This is a genomic window from Xanthomonas sp. NCPPB 3200 (genome assembly GCF_056393585.1).
In genome coordinates this window covers 1297234-1312210 of record NZ_CM150785.1, presented here as the reverse complement: position 1 = coordinate 1312210, position 14977 = coordinate 1297234, and the positions used below count along the sequence as shown (strand labels likewise).

12 protein-coding genes are annotated in these 14977 nt (G+C 65.1%); 3 read left to right on the top strand and 9 right to left on the bottom strand.

Annotated elements, in window-relative coordinates:
- Positions 1–24 precede the first annotated feature (24 nt).
- The 3 genes from AC06DU_RS05710 to AC06DU_RS05700 form a co-directional block, all read right to left on the bottom strand.
- Complete coding sequence (locus tag AC06DU_RS05710) at positions 25–330, bottom strand: UBP-type zinc finger domain-containing protein (RefSeq protein WP_016904212.1); 306 nt, start codon at positions 328–330, stop codon at positions 25–27.
- Positions 327–2036 (bottom strand): FAD-dependent oxidoreductase, encoded by a 1710-nt coding sequence (locus tag AC06DU_RS05705; RefSeq protein ID WP_104624201.1) that lies wholly within the window; start codon positions 2034–2036, stop codon positions 327–329. Before AC06DU_RS05705 ends, AC06DU_RS05710 begins: the two co-directional genes overlap by 4 nt.
- A 390-nt stretch (positions 2037–2426) precedes the next feature.
- Complete coding sequence (locus tag AC06DU_RS05700) at positions 2427–3065, bottom strand: alpha-ketoglutarate-dependent dioxygenase AlkB family protein (RefSeq protein ID WP_478203765.1); 639 nt, start codon at positions 3063–3065, stop codon at positions 2427–2429.
- 311 nt (positions 3066–3376) lie between these two features.
- Between AC06DU_RS05700 and AC06DU_RS05695 the strand changes: the two genes are divergently transcribed.
- Positions 3377–5731, top strand: a complete 2355-nt coding sequence (locus AC06DU_RS05695; protein WP_478203764.1) for a GH92 family glycosyl hydrolase — start codon at positions 3377–3379, stop codon at positions 5729–5731.
- A gap of 1 nt (position 5732) precedes the next feature.
- Here the strand turns inward: AC06DU_RS05695 and AC06DU_RS05690 are convergent, their stop codons facing one another.
- Positions 5733–6440 (bottom strand): DUF429 domain-containing protein, encoded by a 708-nt coding sequence (locus AC06DU_RS05690; protein ID WP_478203763.1) that lies wholly within the window; start codon positions 6438–6440, stop codon positions 5733–5735.
- Positions 6441–6624: 184 nt separating this feature from the next.
- Here AC06DU_RS05690 and AC06DU_RS05685 point away from each other — a divergent pair, with 184 nt between their 5' ends.
- Complete coding sequence (locus AC06DU_RS05685; protein WP_039565280.1) at positions 6625–7527, top strand: SDR family oxidoreductase; 903 nt, start codon at positions 6625–6627, stop codon at positions 7525–7527.
- Positions 7528–7791: 264 nt separating this feature from the next.
- Here the strand turns inward: AC06DU_RS05685 and AC06DU_RS05680 are convergent, their stop codons facing one another.
- The 3 genes from AC06DU_RS05680 to AC06DU_RS05670 form a co-directional block, all read right to left on the bottom strand.
- On the bottom strand, positions 7792–9348 hold the full coding sequence (locus AC06DU_RS05680; RefSeq protein ID WP_478204369.1) for a glycoside hydrolase family 30 protein: 1557 nt from the start codon (positions 9346–9348) through the stop codon (positions 7792–7794).
- A 321-nt stretch (positions 9349–9669) separates the two neighbouring features.
- On the bottom strand, positions 9670–10539 hold the full coding sequence (locus tag AC06DU_RS05675; RefSeq protein ID WP_478203761.1) for an NAD(P)H-hydrate dehydratase: 870 nt from the start codon (positions 10537–10539) through the stop codon (positions 9670–9672).
- A complete protein-coding gene (locus tag AC06DU_RS05670; RefSeq protein ID WP_046341970.1) occupies positions 10539–11327 on the bottom strand; it encodes a histidine phosphatase family protein in 789 nt (262 codons plus the stop codon). The genes AC06DU_RS05675 and AC06DU_RS05670 overlap by 1 nt, the downstream gene beginning before the upstream one ends.
- Before the next feature lie 173 nt (positions 11328–11500).
- On the opposite strand from AC06DU_RS05670, the gene AC06DU_RS05665 reads away from it, so the two are divergent.
- On the top strand, positions 11501–12130 hold the full coding sequence (locus AC06DU_RS05665) for a TetR/AcrR family transcriptional regulator (protein ID WP_005920554.1): 630 nt from the start codon (positions 11501–11503) through the stop codon (positions 12128–12130).
- A 110-nt stretch (positions 12131–12240) separates the two neighbouring features.
- Here the strand turns inward: AC06DU_RS05665 and AC06DU_RS05660 are convergent, their stop codons facing one another.
- Together AC06DU_RS05660 and AC06DU_RS05655 are read right to left on the bottom strand one after the other, a co-directional pair.
- A complete protein-coding gene (locus tag AC06DU_RS05660) occupies positions 12241–13455 on the bottom strand; it encodes a hypothetical protein (RefSeq protein ID WP_478203760.1) in 1215 nt (404 codons plus the stop codon).
- A gap of 48 nt (positions 13456–13503) precedes the next feature.
- Positions 13504–14976 carry a M48 family metalloprotease gene (locus AC06DU_RS05655; protein WP_478203758.1) on the bottom strand — a complete coding sequence of 491 codons (1473 nt, stop codon included), beginning with the start codon at positions 14974–14976 and terminating at the stop codon, positions 13504–13506.
- Between the last annotated feature and the right edge of the window lies 1 nt (position 14977).

The window sequence follows — 14977 nt, the reverse complement described above, 5'->3', positions numbered from 1 at the left end:
ACCCCGCCAAACCACCGCGCCGCCTCACACATACCGCGGTATCGGCCCCAGCTGCGGCGTCTGGTCCGGCAACTCCACTTCCACCTCGTCCACATAGCACCAGCCCCAGCCTTCGGGCGGGTCGTAGCCTTCGATGATGGGATGGCTTGTGGCGTGATAGTGCGCCGTGGCGTGCTTGTGCGGCGAATCATCGCAGCACCCCACATGGCCGCAGCTGCGGCACAGGCGCAGATGCACCCAGGTGCTGTCGATGGCCAGACAGTCTTCGCAGCCACGTGCGCTGGGCGTGACCTCGCTGATCTGCGCGGTATGTGTGCACTGGTCGCTCAGGAGGTGGTGGACTCCTGTGAGGCACTGACAAGTTCGGATGCCGGCACCGGGTTGGCCTGGTGTGCCAGGTATTGATGGATCTGCGCGACGACCGCCGCGCCCTCGCCCACCGCCGCGGCCACGCGCTTGACCGAGCCGGCCCGCACATCGCCGATGGCGAACACGCCGGGGCGATTGGTTTCCAGCGGCAGGCAGGCCGGCACGCCATCGCCGCGTGCGTTGCCGGTGACGACGAAGCCACGCGCATCGGTCTCCACGCACTGCTGCAGCCAGCCGGTGTTGGGGTCGGCGCCGACGAACAGGAACAGGTGCCGCAATTCCACCCGTGTGGTCTGCCCATCGGCGCGCGTGCGCAACACCGCCGCCTGCAGGCCGCGCTCCGGGTCGCCTTCCAGCGCCGACACTTCGGTGCCGGTATGCAGCTGCACGTTCGGCAGCACGGCGATGCGGTCGATCAGGTATTGCGACATCGACGATTCCAGCCCTTCGCCGCGAATGATCAGGTGCAGTTCCTTCACCCGCGGTGCCAGAAACGCCACGGCCTGGCCGGCGGAATTGCCGCCGCCCACCAGCGCCACCACGCCGCCCTCGCACAGCCGCGCTTCCACCGGCGAGGCCCAGTACGACACGCCATGGCCTTCGAAACGCTCCAGTCCGTCGATCTCCGGGCGCCGGTAACGCGCCCCGGAGGCAACCACCACGGTGCTGGCCAGCAGCTGCTTGCCGTCGGCCAGATCCAGCTTCAGCGCACCATCGTCGCGCCCGCATTCCAGCGTACCGGCCTCGATCGGAATCGCCAGTTCGGCGCCGAATTTCAGCGCCTGGTTATAGGCGCGCCCGGCCAGCGCCTGGCCGGAAATGCCGGTCGGAAAGCCAAGATAGTTTTCGATGCGTGCCGAGGCGCCGGCCTGGCCGCCGATGGCGCGCTGGTCCAGCACCAGCACCGACAGGCCTTCGGAGGCCGCATACACCGCCGTCGCCAGACCGGCCGGGCCGGCGCCGACGATGGCCACGTCGTAGCGCTTGTCCGGGTCGATGTCCGGCGTCATGCCCAGGCAATGCGCCGCTTCGGCATCGCTGGGCTGGCGCAGCACCCGCCCGCTCGGGCACACCATCACCGGCAGTTCCTGCTCCTGGATGCCGAAGCGCTGCACCAACGCGCGGCCTTCCTCGTCGGAGGCATCGATCACCGTGTTCGGGTAACCGTTACGGGTCAGAAAACCCTGCAAACGGGTCAGATGCGGATCGTCCGGCTCGCCGATCAACACCGAGCCGGAGGCATCGCCTTCGATCAGGCCGACGCGGCGCAGGATCAACGCACGCATCACCACCTCGCCCACTTCGGCCGAGCTGATCATCAGCGCGCGCAGATGCGCGGTGTCGAACGGCAGCGCCAGGCAGCCCTGCGGCCCGGCCCGCCCACCGGCCAGCGACGCGCGCCCGGCCAGCTGGCTGACCTCGCCGGTGAACTGGCCCGGCGTCTGCAAGGTGATCGGCTTTTCGTTGCCCAACCCGTCGCGCCGCACCACTTCGATAGCGCCTTCCAGCACCACCCACACCGGCGCGTGCGCATCGCCCACGTCGAAGACGATCTCGCCCGCATCAAAACGCTGCGCCGGCCCGCTGGCAAACCGCCGCGTGATCGCCAATTGGCCCGAGTCCAGCTCGGGGAACATCTGATGGTGGCGGGTATCGGCCAGGGACATGGAGTGGCGACGCTGAGGGGGGAGTACATGCAAGCATGGCCAGCCGTGAGGGTGATGGCAATCACCCGAACGGGCCATGCCGTGCGCGACAGAGCGCATGCACGAGCAGCACCGGCGCGCGCACCAGTGCGGTGTTTGCACAGGCAAAACACCTCACGCGGCTGCCAGCGGTACCGCACGCTCACCAGCGGTGATCGGCACAATCATCGGCACAATCAGCCGCAACCGTACGCGCAGAAGGTGGCCGACGTAGCTGCTGCGCTGGCGGCCAAGCGAACACGGCACTGGGCCCGCAGCTGGTACGCGGCACTCGTGTGATTCCGTCGCTCCTGTTGCCCGGGAGACTCCGGATTGCTCCGCACCGTGCCGACGAAGCCACACCACGCCTTGTCAGCCACGCTCCGCTTGTGCCGGCTCCCAGTGCGGCCCGTGCTGCCCGGCGGCCATGCGCTCGGCCGGGCGCACCCGAAACACCACGCTGATGCGCTCGCCCACCGCACGCGCGGTCTTGGCGATGCCGTGCTCGTGGCTCAGTTGCGAGGCATGGCTCATCGCCAGCAGGCTGCCGGGCGCCAGTTCCACACCGATCGCACGCGTATTGCCGTCCTTTGCGCGCAGCTGCATCCGCCGCGTCGCACCCAGCGACACCAATGCGATCGGATACGGCGCCAGCAACGTCTGCAGCTTGTCGTGATGCATCGCCACGCTGTCGCGGCCATCGCGATACAGATTCAGGCCCACCGCGTTGTACGGCGCGGGCAACACCGCCTGCACCGCATCGAGCAGCGCCTGCAGCGGCAGCCCGGGCGGCAGCGGTGCGTCCAGCCGATACGATGCCAGCAGGCGCGGCACCTCCACCACACGGTCATACATCTCGCGGCGCTGGCTGCGCCAGTCGGTCGCCTGGCGCAACGCGGCAAAGCACTGCTGTGCCACGGCAGGCGCCAGCAGCTGCGGCCAGTAGCGCACGCCGCCCTGCGTATCGTGCAGCAGCTGCACGGGCGCGGTGGGAGTATCGAACAGATCCATCCGGGTGATATGCGGACGGTTTGCGCGATTTCAGCAGCCTGCCATTACGATCGCCCGCAGCCGTTGCCCCGCATTCGCACGCTCTCTCGCAGCTGCTGGCATTGCGCTCGTTCCGTGCAGAAAGGCGACCGATCTGCGCATCCGCTGTCTCCTGCGCGCAACGTCGGCAACCTCTCCAAGACGGGCACCCGCATCACCGGCGCCCGCCCCCCCACGGGTTAGCGAGCTCAACGATGCAGGCATGGATGTCATGCGATCAGGCCCGACAGCTGTGCTACGGTCCGGCGCTGCATCCGCCTGGAACCGTTCGCATGCAGCATCGCTCAATCGCCTTCTCTCCCCTGCGTTGGCTGGCGCTGCTTGCCGCCTGCGTCAGCTTTGCCGGCAGCGCGGCGCCACACGCGGACGACGCGAGCTTCAGCGCGGTCGACCCGTTGATCGGCACCGGTGGCGAAGGCCACACCTATCCCGGCGCCACGCTGCCGTTCGGCATGGTGCAGCTGAGCCCGGACACGCAGATCAAGCCGCGCAAGGAGGCCTATGGCTGGGCCGCCGGTTACCGGCATGGCGACACCACGATTGTCGGCTTCTCGCACACGCACTTTTCCGGCTCCGGACATTCGGACCTGGGCGATGTGCTGCTGATGCCGCAGACCGGCCAGGTCAAACTCGAACGCGGCGACGCCTCCACGCCGGGTAGCGGCTACACCGCGCAGTTCGACCATGCCAGCGAGCAGGCGCAACCCGGCTATTACGCGGTGACCTTGAAAGACCGCAACATCCGCGCAGAACTCACCGCCAGTGCGCGCGTGGGTGTGCATCGCTACACCTTCCCCAAGGGCACGCCGGCGCATGTACTGGTGGACCTGCGCACCAGCCTGTACGACTACCCCGGCAAGGTGCAGTGGTCGCGGCTGCGCGTACGCGGCGATGGCACCGTGACCGGCTTTCGCGAAACCCGCGGCTGGGCACCCGGCCGCCAGCTGTACTTCGCCATGCGCTTCTCCCGCCCGCTCACCGCCACCCAATTGCACGACACCGAGCAGGACGTCCCATACAAGGGCTTTCCGCCGCCAGGCGAGAAGAACCCCGCGCAGCGCGCACAGATCGAAGGCCGCCAGCTGGTCGGCGTGTTCGATGTCGCCAACGATGGCACGCCGCTGGTGGTCAAGGTTGCGCTGTCGCCGGTCAGCGAGGCCGGCGCCATCGCCAATCTCGACGCGGAGGTGCCGGGCTTCGATTTCGACCGCGTGCGCGCCGATGCGCGCGCGCAATGGACACAGGCGCTGTCGGCGATCGACGCGCAAGGCACGCCGCAACAACGCACCCAGCTCTACACCGCGCTGTATCACACCCTGCTCGGCCCCACCCTGTTCATGGACAGCGATGGCCAGTACCGCGGGCCGGACAACGCCGTGCATCAGGCGCGTGGCTGGACCAACTATTCCACCTTCTCGCTCTGGGACACCTACCGCGCCCTGCATCCGCTGCTGACCCTGGTGCAGCCGCCGCAACGCAGCAGCGACATGGTCAATTCCTTGCTCGCCTCGCGCCGCGAGAGCGCCTACGGCATCCTGCCCGTCTGGGCATTCCACGGCCTGGAAACCTGGTGCATGATCGGCTACCACGCCGTGCCGGTCATCGCCGACGCCTACATGAAAGGCATCGGCGGCTTCGATGCCAACGAAGCGCTCGATGCCATGGTCGCCAGCGCCAACTACGGCCCCTACGACGGTATCGCGCAGTACCGCGAGCTGGGCTACGTGCCCATCGACGAAGAAGGCGAAGCCGCCTCCAAGACGCTGGAATACGCCTTCGACGACTGGACCATCGCGCGCATGGCCGACAAACTCGGCAAGCCCGCCATCGCCGCAGAATTCAGCAAGCGCGCTAGTAACTGGAAACACGCCTTCGATCCCGCTACAGGCTACATGCGTGCACGCACCCGTGCCGGCAACTTCCGCGCGCCGTTCGACCCCTCGGCCAGCGGCTACGGCAGCGACTACACCGAAGGCAATGCCTGGCAGTACTCCTGGTATGTGCCGCAGGACGTCGCAGGGCTTGCCGCCGCACATGGCGGCGACGACAAACTGCTGGCGCGCCTGGATGCAGTGTTCGATGCCAAGGTCGACCCCAAGGTATTCGCGCATATGGAAGACATCACCGGCCTGATCGGCTGGTATGCGCACGGCAACGAACCCAGCCACCACGTCGCCTATCTGTACGCCTACGCCGGCCAGCCCTGGCGCACCCAGGCGCGGCTGACCCAGATCATGGACACCCAGTATCACGCCGGCCCCGAAGGCCTGGCCGGCAATGATGACCTTGGCCAGATGTCGGCGTGGTACGTGTTCACCACGCTGGGTTTTTATCCGGTAGCACCGGGCAGCAACCAGTACATCATCGGCCGCCCGTTCCTGCCGCGCGCCACGCTCAAGCTGCCCAATGGCAAGCGCTTCAGCGTGATTGCCGATGGCCTGAGCAAGGCGCGCAGCTACGTCGGCAGCGTCACCCTCAACGGCCAGCCGCTGACCCGCGCCTACCTCACGCATGAAGAAATCCAGGCCGGCGGCGAGTTGCGCTTCCGCATGCAGGCCACGCCGAACACGCAATGGGCCACCGATCCGGCGCAGCGGCCGTATTCGATGTCGACGCAGACGCGCTGAGTCAGTAGTGGATGCCCATGCGTAGCCCGCAGGCATCGCGCTCCACCACCGCCGGCAGGCTGCCGGCGGTGCCCGCGGCAATGCGCTGCGCGCTCCAGCAGGCAACCAGGGCATCCAGCACATCGTCCGGCTTGGCCAGCGCACGCGGCACGCGCTCCAGCAACGCGGCCACCTGCCTGGCGCCATAGCACTGGCCCAGCAAGGCGGCGCGCTGTTGGTGGCCCGCGCTGCTCTTCTTGCCCGCCGCCAAGCCGTGCCCGCCGGCTAGCACGGCGAACGACACTTCCGGGTGCACCTCGAACACGCGCTCCGCCCACGGCGGATCGGTGCGCAAGGCATCGTCCCAGGCGCGAATCTTCGACAGCAGCGCAAACGACTGCACGCCAAAGCCACGCTGCCCGTCGTGGTCCAGCACCCGATGCAACGCAGAGGCGTCCACCTGCGTGGGTGCATGCAGCATGCCACGCAATGGCGCGGCAAAGATGCTGCATGCGCGGCGCCCACCCACAAAGCGCCGCGCCTGCACATCCGCGGCGCGTGGCGCGTGCTCGCTCAGACCGATCGGGATATCCACGCCCAGCACAGCAACGTCCCCGAATGCGCTCGCCACCGCGGCCACCGTGGGGTAGCCGGCAAACTGCAATCCATCGCCGGCCTGCCACACCGCCAGCCAGCCGCTGCCGGCGCCATCGATCCCTACACACTGCATTGCGGTCCTCCCGGTCGCGGCCTGCGTGCACGGCGCAGCAGCACCGCACGCACGCCATCTGCGTGGCGCGTTCACATCATGCACAACATTCGTTCACCCGCACGCATCGCCGTGGTTTCCAGACTGCTCCGCATCGGCCGCAGCACGCTGCGGCCCTGCCATCCCCCACTGCAGGAGCCAGCGCATGTCCAGCACCAAGAACCAGTACGAAATGCAGAACCCGCTCACCCAGTTTCCGCAGCCCAAGTTCCCCGAGCAGACCCAGGAAGCGCCGGGCACCATCCATGCATTGCAGCCCAAGGCCGACCACGGCGAGCAGAGCTACCAGGGCTTCGGCCGCCTGAAGGGCCGCAAGGCGCTGATCACCGGCGCCGACTCGGGCATCGGCCGCGCCACTGCAATCGCCTATGCGCGCGAAGGCGCGGACATCGTGCTGAACTACCTGCCGGAAGAAGAACAGGACGCTGCGGAGGTGGTGAAGTTGATCGAGGCCGAAGGCCGCAAGGCGATCAGCATCCCTGGTGATCTCAAGGATGAGGCTTTCTGCAACCAGTTGGTCGCACGCGCGGTCAAGGAACTCGGTGGGCTGGATCTGCTGGTCAATATCGCCGGCAAGCAGACCGCGATGAAAGACATCGCTGACATCACCACTGAGCAGTTCGACGCCACCTACAAGACCAACGTGTACGCGATGTTCTGGCTGTGCAAGGCGGCCATCCCGCACCTGCCGCCGGGCGCATCCATCATCAACACCGGGTCGATCCAGTCCTACCAGCCCTCGCCGACGCTGCTGGACTACGCGTCCACCAAGGCGGCCATCGTCAACTTCACCAAGGGCCTGGCTCAGCAGGTCGCCGAGAAGGGCATCCGCGTCAACGCCGTCGCCCCCGGCCCGGTGTGGACCCCGTTGCAACCCAGCGGTGGCCAGCCGCCGGAAAAGATTCCCGAGTTCGGCTCGGAAACCCCGCTCAAGCGTGCCGGCCAGCCGGTGGAAATGGCGCCGCTGTACGTGATCCTGGCCTCGCAGGAATCCAGCTATGTCACCGGCGAAGTGTTTGGTGCCACCGGTGGCTTGTTGCTGTCCTGAGTTAGCTTAAAGCGCACTTCCAGCGTCACGCCACCAGAGCCCTGACGATCGCTGCACGCGCAGCGGTCGGCGGGGTTTTCTACGTTGGTATTGGCTGCAGTCTCGAATGCTGATGCATCAGCAACACCGAACCGCAAGGTAGTTCGACCAGCTAAGCAAAGACGGCTTCGATCATGCGAAGCTCCCTTCTCACACCGGGACAAGGTGCCCGAAGGGCGGATGAGGGTACGCAACCCCACCAACGCTCCGCCCACGGCCGCGCGCTTACTGCGTCATCACCACCGTCTGGATCGCATGCGCGGGGATCTCCAGCTCACTCGATGCATCGCCCACGTACAGGTTGTAACGGATCGCCACATCGCTGGCATTCATCACCACCGTCGCCAGGCTGCCATCGGTGTTGAGAAAGGACGTCGTTGCCAGATTGCTGCGGCTACTGGCTGCACTCACCCGCCGCGCACCGGGGCGGATGAACTTGGAAAAGTGGCCGATATACCAATAGCTCGGCGTGTAAGTCACCTCACCGGTGCGCGTGTCGGCATGCACCGGCGCAAAGCAATAATTGCCCACGTGGTTCGGCCCGCCGTGCTGGTCGAGCAGGATGTTCCAGTCGGTCCAGCCCACTGCACCATGATTGAGATCGTTGATGATGGCGGTGCCATAGCGCTCGCCATTGGGCCAGTACTGCAACTTTGCCGGGTCGAACTTTTCCACCGCCGCTTCGGTCAGCAGTAGCGGCTTGTCCGGGTACGCCTGTGCCACCGCCGCCACGTTCTCCACCATCGGCGCGAACCCGGCCCAGGTCTCGTACCAGTGGAAGCCCATACCCCACGCGTATTTCGCCGCTTCCGGATCGTCGAAGATCACATGCGCGCGGTGCAGCATCATGTCGCGGTTGTGGTCCCACACGATGATCTTGCGGTCGCCATAGCCGGCCTGCTCCATCGTCGGGCCGAGGTGGTTCTTCAGAAAGTCGCGCTCTTCCTCAGCGGAAAACACCATCGACTCCCAGGTCTGCACCGCCATCGGCTCGTTCTGCAGGCTGATGCCCCAGATCGGGATGCCGGCCTTCTCGTAGGCCGCAATAAAGCGCGTGTAGTAGGTGGCCCAGGCCTGGGCATACGCGGGCAGCAACTTGCCGCCCTTGAGCATGTTATTGCTGTCTTTCATGAACGCCGGCGCGCTCCACGGGCTGGCAAATGTCGTCAACTTGCCGCCGGCCGCCGCAATGGCCTGGCGCAGCATCGGGATGCGATAACGCTGATCGTGCCTCACCGAAAAGCTCTTCAGCGCCGCATCGCCTTCCTTGATGTAGGTGTAGCTGCCGCTGCTGAAATCCGAGCTGTGGATGGTGGTGCGCGCCAGCGTATAGCCGATGCCCTTTTGTGGGTCGTAGTAGGCAGTGAGCAAGGCGCGCTGCGCAGGCTTGGGCAGCTTGGCGAAGGTCTCGGCACTGGCGTCGGTGATCGCCCCGCCGATGCCCAGCACCTCCTGGAAGCGCCGCTGCGGATTGACGAAGATGGAGTTCTCCTTCTCGGTCAACGCATGCCCGGCCCTGGGCGCATCGACAGTGCTGACACGCATCTGCTGCGTTGCGCCTTGGGCAGAGGTGTAAACGCGTAGTGCACCGGCGGCGGCTGGCGGAACAGCAGCATCCGCAACTGCAGCTTCTACCGCCTTCGATGCGGGCGTGGATTCAGATGCCGTCGATGCTGGCGCCGGAATCGGCGTTGTTGCTGTTGCTGCTGTTGCTACAGATGCCAACACCGTTTCAGTCGCAGCACCCCAAACCCCCAGAACCCCCACCACCGACCACGCAATCGTTCGCTTCACCGTGCACCCTCCCAGGTTGGTGACCAAGCCTAACCGACCAACGCGGCGCAACATCGCGCAACAAACGAGCACAACCATGCACCCTTCCACCATCGGACATTCCCTTCTCCCCTCGGGAGAAGGTGGCCCGAAGGGCCGGATGAGGGTACGTCTGCTCAGAGTGCACCCCTCAGCTGCAATCAAGGCAACAACATAAGCCCCAACTCGAAAGACAGCCCCACGACTCCAGCAAACGCACCCTCACCCCAACCCCTCTCCTGCTGGAGAGGGGTTTTGGTCTGCGCGCAGCATCACCGCGACGAGCGTAGATCAGCGGCGTGCCAACCGATCCAAAATCCCAGGCACTTCCGCCCCAAGCTCGCGCGCCAGAAACCCCACCGGCCCAATCCGCCTGGCCAACTGCCTGCCCGCGGCCGCATGCACAAACACGCCCCATAACGCAGCGGTCAACGCATCGCAGCCGCGCGCGGCAAAGCCGGCAATCAATCCCGCCAGCACATCGCCAGACCCGGACGTGCCTAACCCGGACGCACCCCCGCGATGCATCCACACCACTCCATCCGGGCCGGCAATAAAACTGTCCGCGCCCTTGACGATCACCACGCTGCGCAGCTTCTGCGCAAACTTCAACGCGTACGCGCCCGGCGCCGCTTCCACCGCCGCCTTGTCGTCGCCGGCCAGGGTCGCCATCTCGCCCGCATGCGGCGTCAACACGAAGGGCCGCCCAATCGGCGCCCGCAGGCCACGCGACAACGCGCCGGCATCCAGCACCAAGGTGCACACCGCCTGCTCGGCGGCGCGCCTGACCATCGCCGTGGTGGTGGCCGACGACGCCATCCCCGGCCCGATCACTGCCGCATCGCAGGCCGCCATTGCCCCGTCCAGCGCGCGGTGCCCGCGCACGATCTCACCCTGCCCGTTCTGCGCCAACCCCAGCACCAGCGCCTCCGGCACCGCCAAAGCCATACCCGGCGCCACACTGGCGGCGGTGGCGATCTGCAGCTTGCCGGCACCGGTGCGCAGCGCGGCCTCGCCGGCCAGCAGCACCGCACCGGGCACACGCATCGAGCCACCCACGATCAACACGCGCCCGCGCTGCTCCTTGTCGCCACCTGGAGCAGGCAACGGCATCGCCCGCAAGGCGGCCGCGGTGAGCATGCGCACGCGCGGGGCGGCCATCAGCGCGCCCCGGCCGGGCGGTCGGACTCGGTGGTCACCGGCTCGTCGGCCAGCTCCGGCGGCACGAACTTGGTGCGCAGCAACTCCAGCGATTGCCCATCGGCCGCAGCCGCGTATTCGGTGACGCCGCAATTGGGCACATCGCCTTCGCGGTCGATGCCCAGGATGGTGGCCTCATCCATCCTCTCGATCAGGTAGCGGAAGCAATTGACGATCACCTGATGCCCCACGATCAGCACGCGCGCGCCCACATGGTTGCGCTGCAGATCGCCCACCACCCCGCGCAGGCGGAAGATCACATCGCACCAGCTCTCGCCACCGGGCGGGCGAAAGTAGAACTTGCCCACCAGCTTGCGCTGCTCGGCCAGCTCCGGAAAGGTCGCAAGAATGCCGGCCGTGGTATAGCGGTCGAGCACGCCGAATTCCTTCTCGCGCAAACGCTCGTCCACGCTGACCGAATCGGCCGGCTGCCCCAGCGCACGCGCCACCGCAGCGGCGGTCTGCCGCGCACGCACATAGGTGGAACTCAGGATCAGGGTCGGGCGCTCGTGCTCGGGCAAACCGGCCATCCACGCCCCCAACGCCTCGGCCTGGCGCTCGCCCAGCGCCGACAACGGCACATCCGCGTCGCGGTGCTCCAGGTCGATCAAGGCCGAGCCGTTGGACTCGGCCACATCGCGCGCCACATTGCCTGCGCTTTGCCCATGCCGCACCACCCACAACCGCGCCGGCCACTGCGCCGAGACACCGGCTACCGCACTGTTCTCACTCACATGCTTCTCCTGCACAACGTCGACCTCACGTGTCGCACAGCCGCCGTGAAAACATGGTCGACCAGCGCATCTGTGAGCGGTGTTTCAATACGCACGCGCATGCATGACTGATGGCACGGCAACAAGCGAACGCAACGGATGGGTAACGCCGCGCCGGTATACTGCAGCCCCCCGACACCCTGCTGCCCATGTCCAACGTCCTGTTGCTGCGCACGGCAAAAGAGCGCGAAGAACTGCTGCTGGAAGAGGTGCTGGACGCCACCGAGCAGTGCATCGACGTCATCGGCCTGAGTGCCACCAGTTTCGAACTGATCGCCGAGCGCGCCAAGGTCAGCTGCGGCAGCCTGCTGCAACGTTTCGAAGACAAGGACGCGCTGGTGCGCGCATTGCTGGAGCGCAACTACATGCGCGCCATCCGCCAGATGTGGCTGGTGGAACGCCCGGCCAACGTGCACGTGGTGGATTTCATCGCCGGCCTGCTCGAAGAATGGCTGCTGCAGGAAATCAACATCAAGCGCACCCGCATCGACCTGGAGCTGCACCTGGCCACCCTGCGCGACCCGGTGCTGGCCGCCTTCATGCGCCGGCAGAGCGCATCGCTGATCGAACACCTCAGCGCCCTGCTCAAACGCCTGCTGCGCGGCCACGCCGACCCGGCCAGCAGCGAACAGGAATTCCAGGCCCGCGTCTTCGCCGTCGCCGCCATGTGCGGCGGCCTGCACAGCGTGATGACCAGCGGCATGGAACTCAACCGCATGCATCTGCAGCTGATCCTGCGCGAGAGTCTGTCGGGGATTTTGAAGTCTGCGCCGGTGTAGCGAATTGCTACCGCGCCGCACGGATGATTGCCTGCGGCACTTGGTAATAGAGTGCAGCAGCACCCCACAATCGCTCAGACGCCGTCAACGTTCGGCACACGCGCCGTCATTCATTTGGCAGGCGCCACTGCGGCGGCGGCATCCGTCTTCTTGACTGCCTCAATCCTGCTCCAACTCAGCACCTGACTTGCAGGAATCAGGAAGCGTGGCTCGTGTTCGTCGGCAAGCCCGCCGGGCGCCGCCACATAGAAGTCCGAGCCCAATCGGGTTAGCACATCAACTGCCGGCAGCACAAAAACTGACGATTCTGGCTGCGCTCGCTCACAGCGTGCATCGCCCCAACTCGCTTTGACGATCTGGCAGCCTTGCTCGGTCAATTGCAGCTGCACTCCAGGCAACATGCCGATGCCGAGTTTGCGAACGCTGACATCGATCGTTCCCAACAGCCCTCCGCTGTATACCAAGACCGTCAACATGGCGGGCCCGACGACCCGAAGGCGCTTGGACAGCTCGACCCGATGCGTGGCGTAAACCGCCCAGTGCGCCATGACCAGCATGGCCCCGGCGAGGAACAGATAAAACCAGTCCATTCCTCGTTGGGGAGGAGCAAAGTAGTCGACAGCGAATCCAGCCAACGGCCAGAACGCCAAGTACATCAGCGACATCAGGAGCAACGTTCCACGACGTTTGCGCAATACCGGCCACCATCGGCGCACCCGGTCAATCTCCCAGATCAACGTCAGAATTGCCAAACCGAATGCACCGAGACAAAAGCCAGCCACGATGCCATACGTCGCCAACTGCCCATACCCAGCATGTGTACACAGCAGCATGCCTGCGTAGTAAATCATCGTAAGCAGCGCGGCGACGGAAAACAGCCAAAGCCTTCCGAGTACCCATTCCTTCCGTCTACCCAGCTCCGGCTGCATACGCCTGTAATAAGACCGCAGCCCTTTCCTCGGTGCATTGCTCTGCGTGGGGCGCAACGGCACAGGTAGAAGATGTTGATCAACCAGCAACCCGATCACCCATGCGGGTAGCACCAGCAACGCCAGGAAACCGAGCAGCGCAATCCCGCCAAACAACGCAACCGCACTCAGTACGACACCCAGATCGCCAAGTGACAACGAAGGCACATAGCCGATGCGTAGAAAGTGGGCCAACACCATTCCACCGCCCCAGCAGGGAACCCACCATTTCAGATCGACGCCAAAGGTCTGCCTCAACATGCGCCATAGCGGAGTACCTTGCTGCGCATTGGGCACGCGCTCCACCTCTGCCAGTGCGCTCTGCGTTATCACCTGCTCACCTTGCTCCATCATCATCCATTGATATCGCTAATCGCTTCGACGGCATCGCACTCGCACAGTGATTCACCTCGCCTCTTCGCAAGCACGCCGCAACCGCGGATCGCCAGTTCCTGCACAACGCGCCAGGGCGAGCTTGGCCAGATCATCCTTGCCCATGCGCCGTTGGAAGCGAATGTCGTAAGGCAGCAATTCCGGTGGGTCGCCGAGACTTTTTCTACTGATCGCAAGCAGCTGCAACGCTTGTTCACGCTCACTGTATTGATCGACGTTTTCCAGCACGAACTGATGGGCAATGAACAAGGAGTCGTTTCGCGCGAGTTCCTGCTCCCGCTCTAGAACCCGCTCGCGGCCCTCTGCGGATTTCTCCTCGGTGCGAAGCTTCAGATAGCGACCGAGTGGTGTCTGACCTGCCGGCCTTGCAAGAAGCGCAAAAACTGAAGATTGATCCGAGAGATGGGCTCGCCGCTGCCGGACCTTCTCGTCTTCCATCAGCGTTTGAATTTGCTCAAGGTCGGCGAACAACTCAAACACGCTCGGCTGCTGCTGCCACGGAAGTTCGTGCATTTCCGGGCGCTCGGCGTCGCCATAGCGCGTCTCGATATGTTCGCGTGCTTGCTCAGCGCGCTTTCCCGCATTGCGGTGTCCACGACCGGCCTGGGCCACGGAATGGGTCACTTCCTTGACCAGTGAAGTAATCAGGTTGCTGACCAGTTTACTGTCGTCCACCTTGCGCGCGGCCGATTGTGCCTGATCGCTCGCTTTGAGATACCGCTCCACCGTACCGGACAAGCCAGCTTCGGCGATTGCATCTGCATCTACTGCCTTGTTTTGCTGTTCCCACAGCTCCATCAGCGCCAGCAGATCCATCATTCCGATCGGGTTGTACCCGGCCGCAATCATCAGATCGATGCCTTTGCGGTCGGCCTCTTCCTCCTGCAGTCGCATCCGTCTTGGGACAATGCCAGCCTGAATCGATTTCATCGCGGCCTCGCGCATCAGCGCCTCACGCACGTAATCGGTGTCTCCGCTTCCTCTACGCTGCGCATCCACATAGGCCTGGTCCAGATACAGCGATGTCAGTCCACCACCGATATGACTTAGTTTTTCAAGCAGACTGGTTCCGGCATGCCGCATCAGAACGTGCGCGTACTCATGCGCCACAAGCGCGGCGAGTGCATCACGGCTGGGAAGATTCGACAGCATGCCGGCGGCGATGAAGATTGATCCGTCATCTGTCGCGTAGGCATCGAGCAATGGTGCAGGTGTGACATAAATCCTTGCCGCTGGCGCCGACGCCCCGGCAACGGCTCGGATCTCCTGCAACACCTGATCGAGGTCAGCATCAAGCTGCGTGTGTTGCACGGTGCCGTAGGTCCACCGCTGCCGCTGCAAGGCCGTCATGGTCTGCCCCTGGCGTAGCGACTGATTGGCGCCGGTAAATATCTGCAAGCCACGTCCCACCGCATCAAGATGCTTTTGCTTGATCAACTTGTCTTCGGCCCAGGCATGCGCTGTCGCAAACAGGGCCAATGTCAAA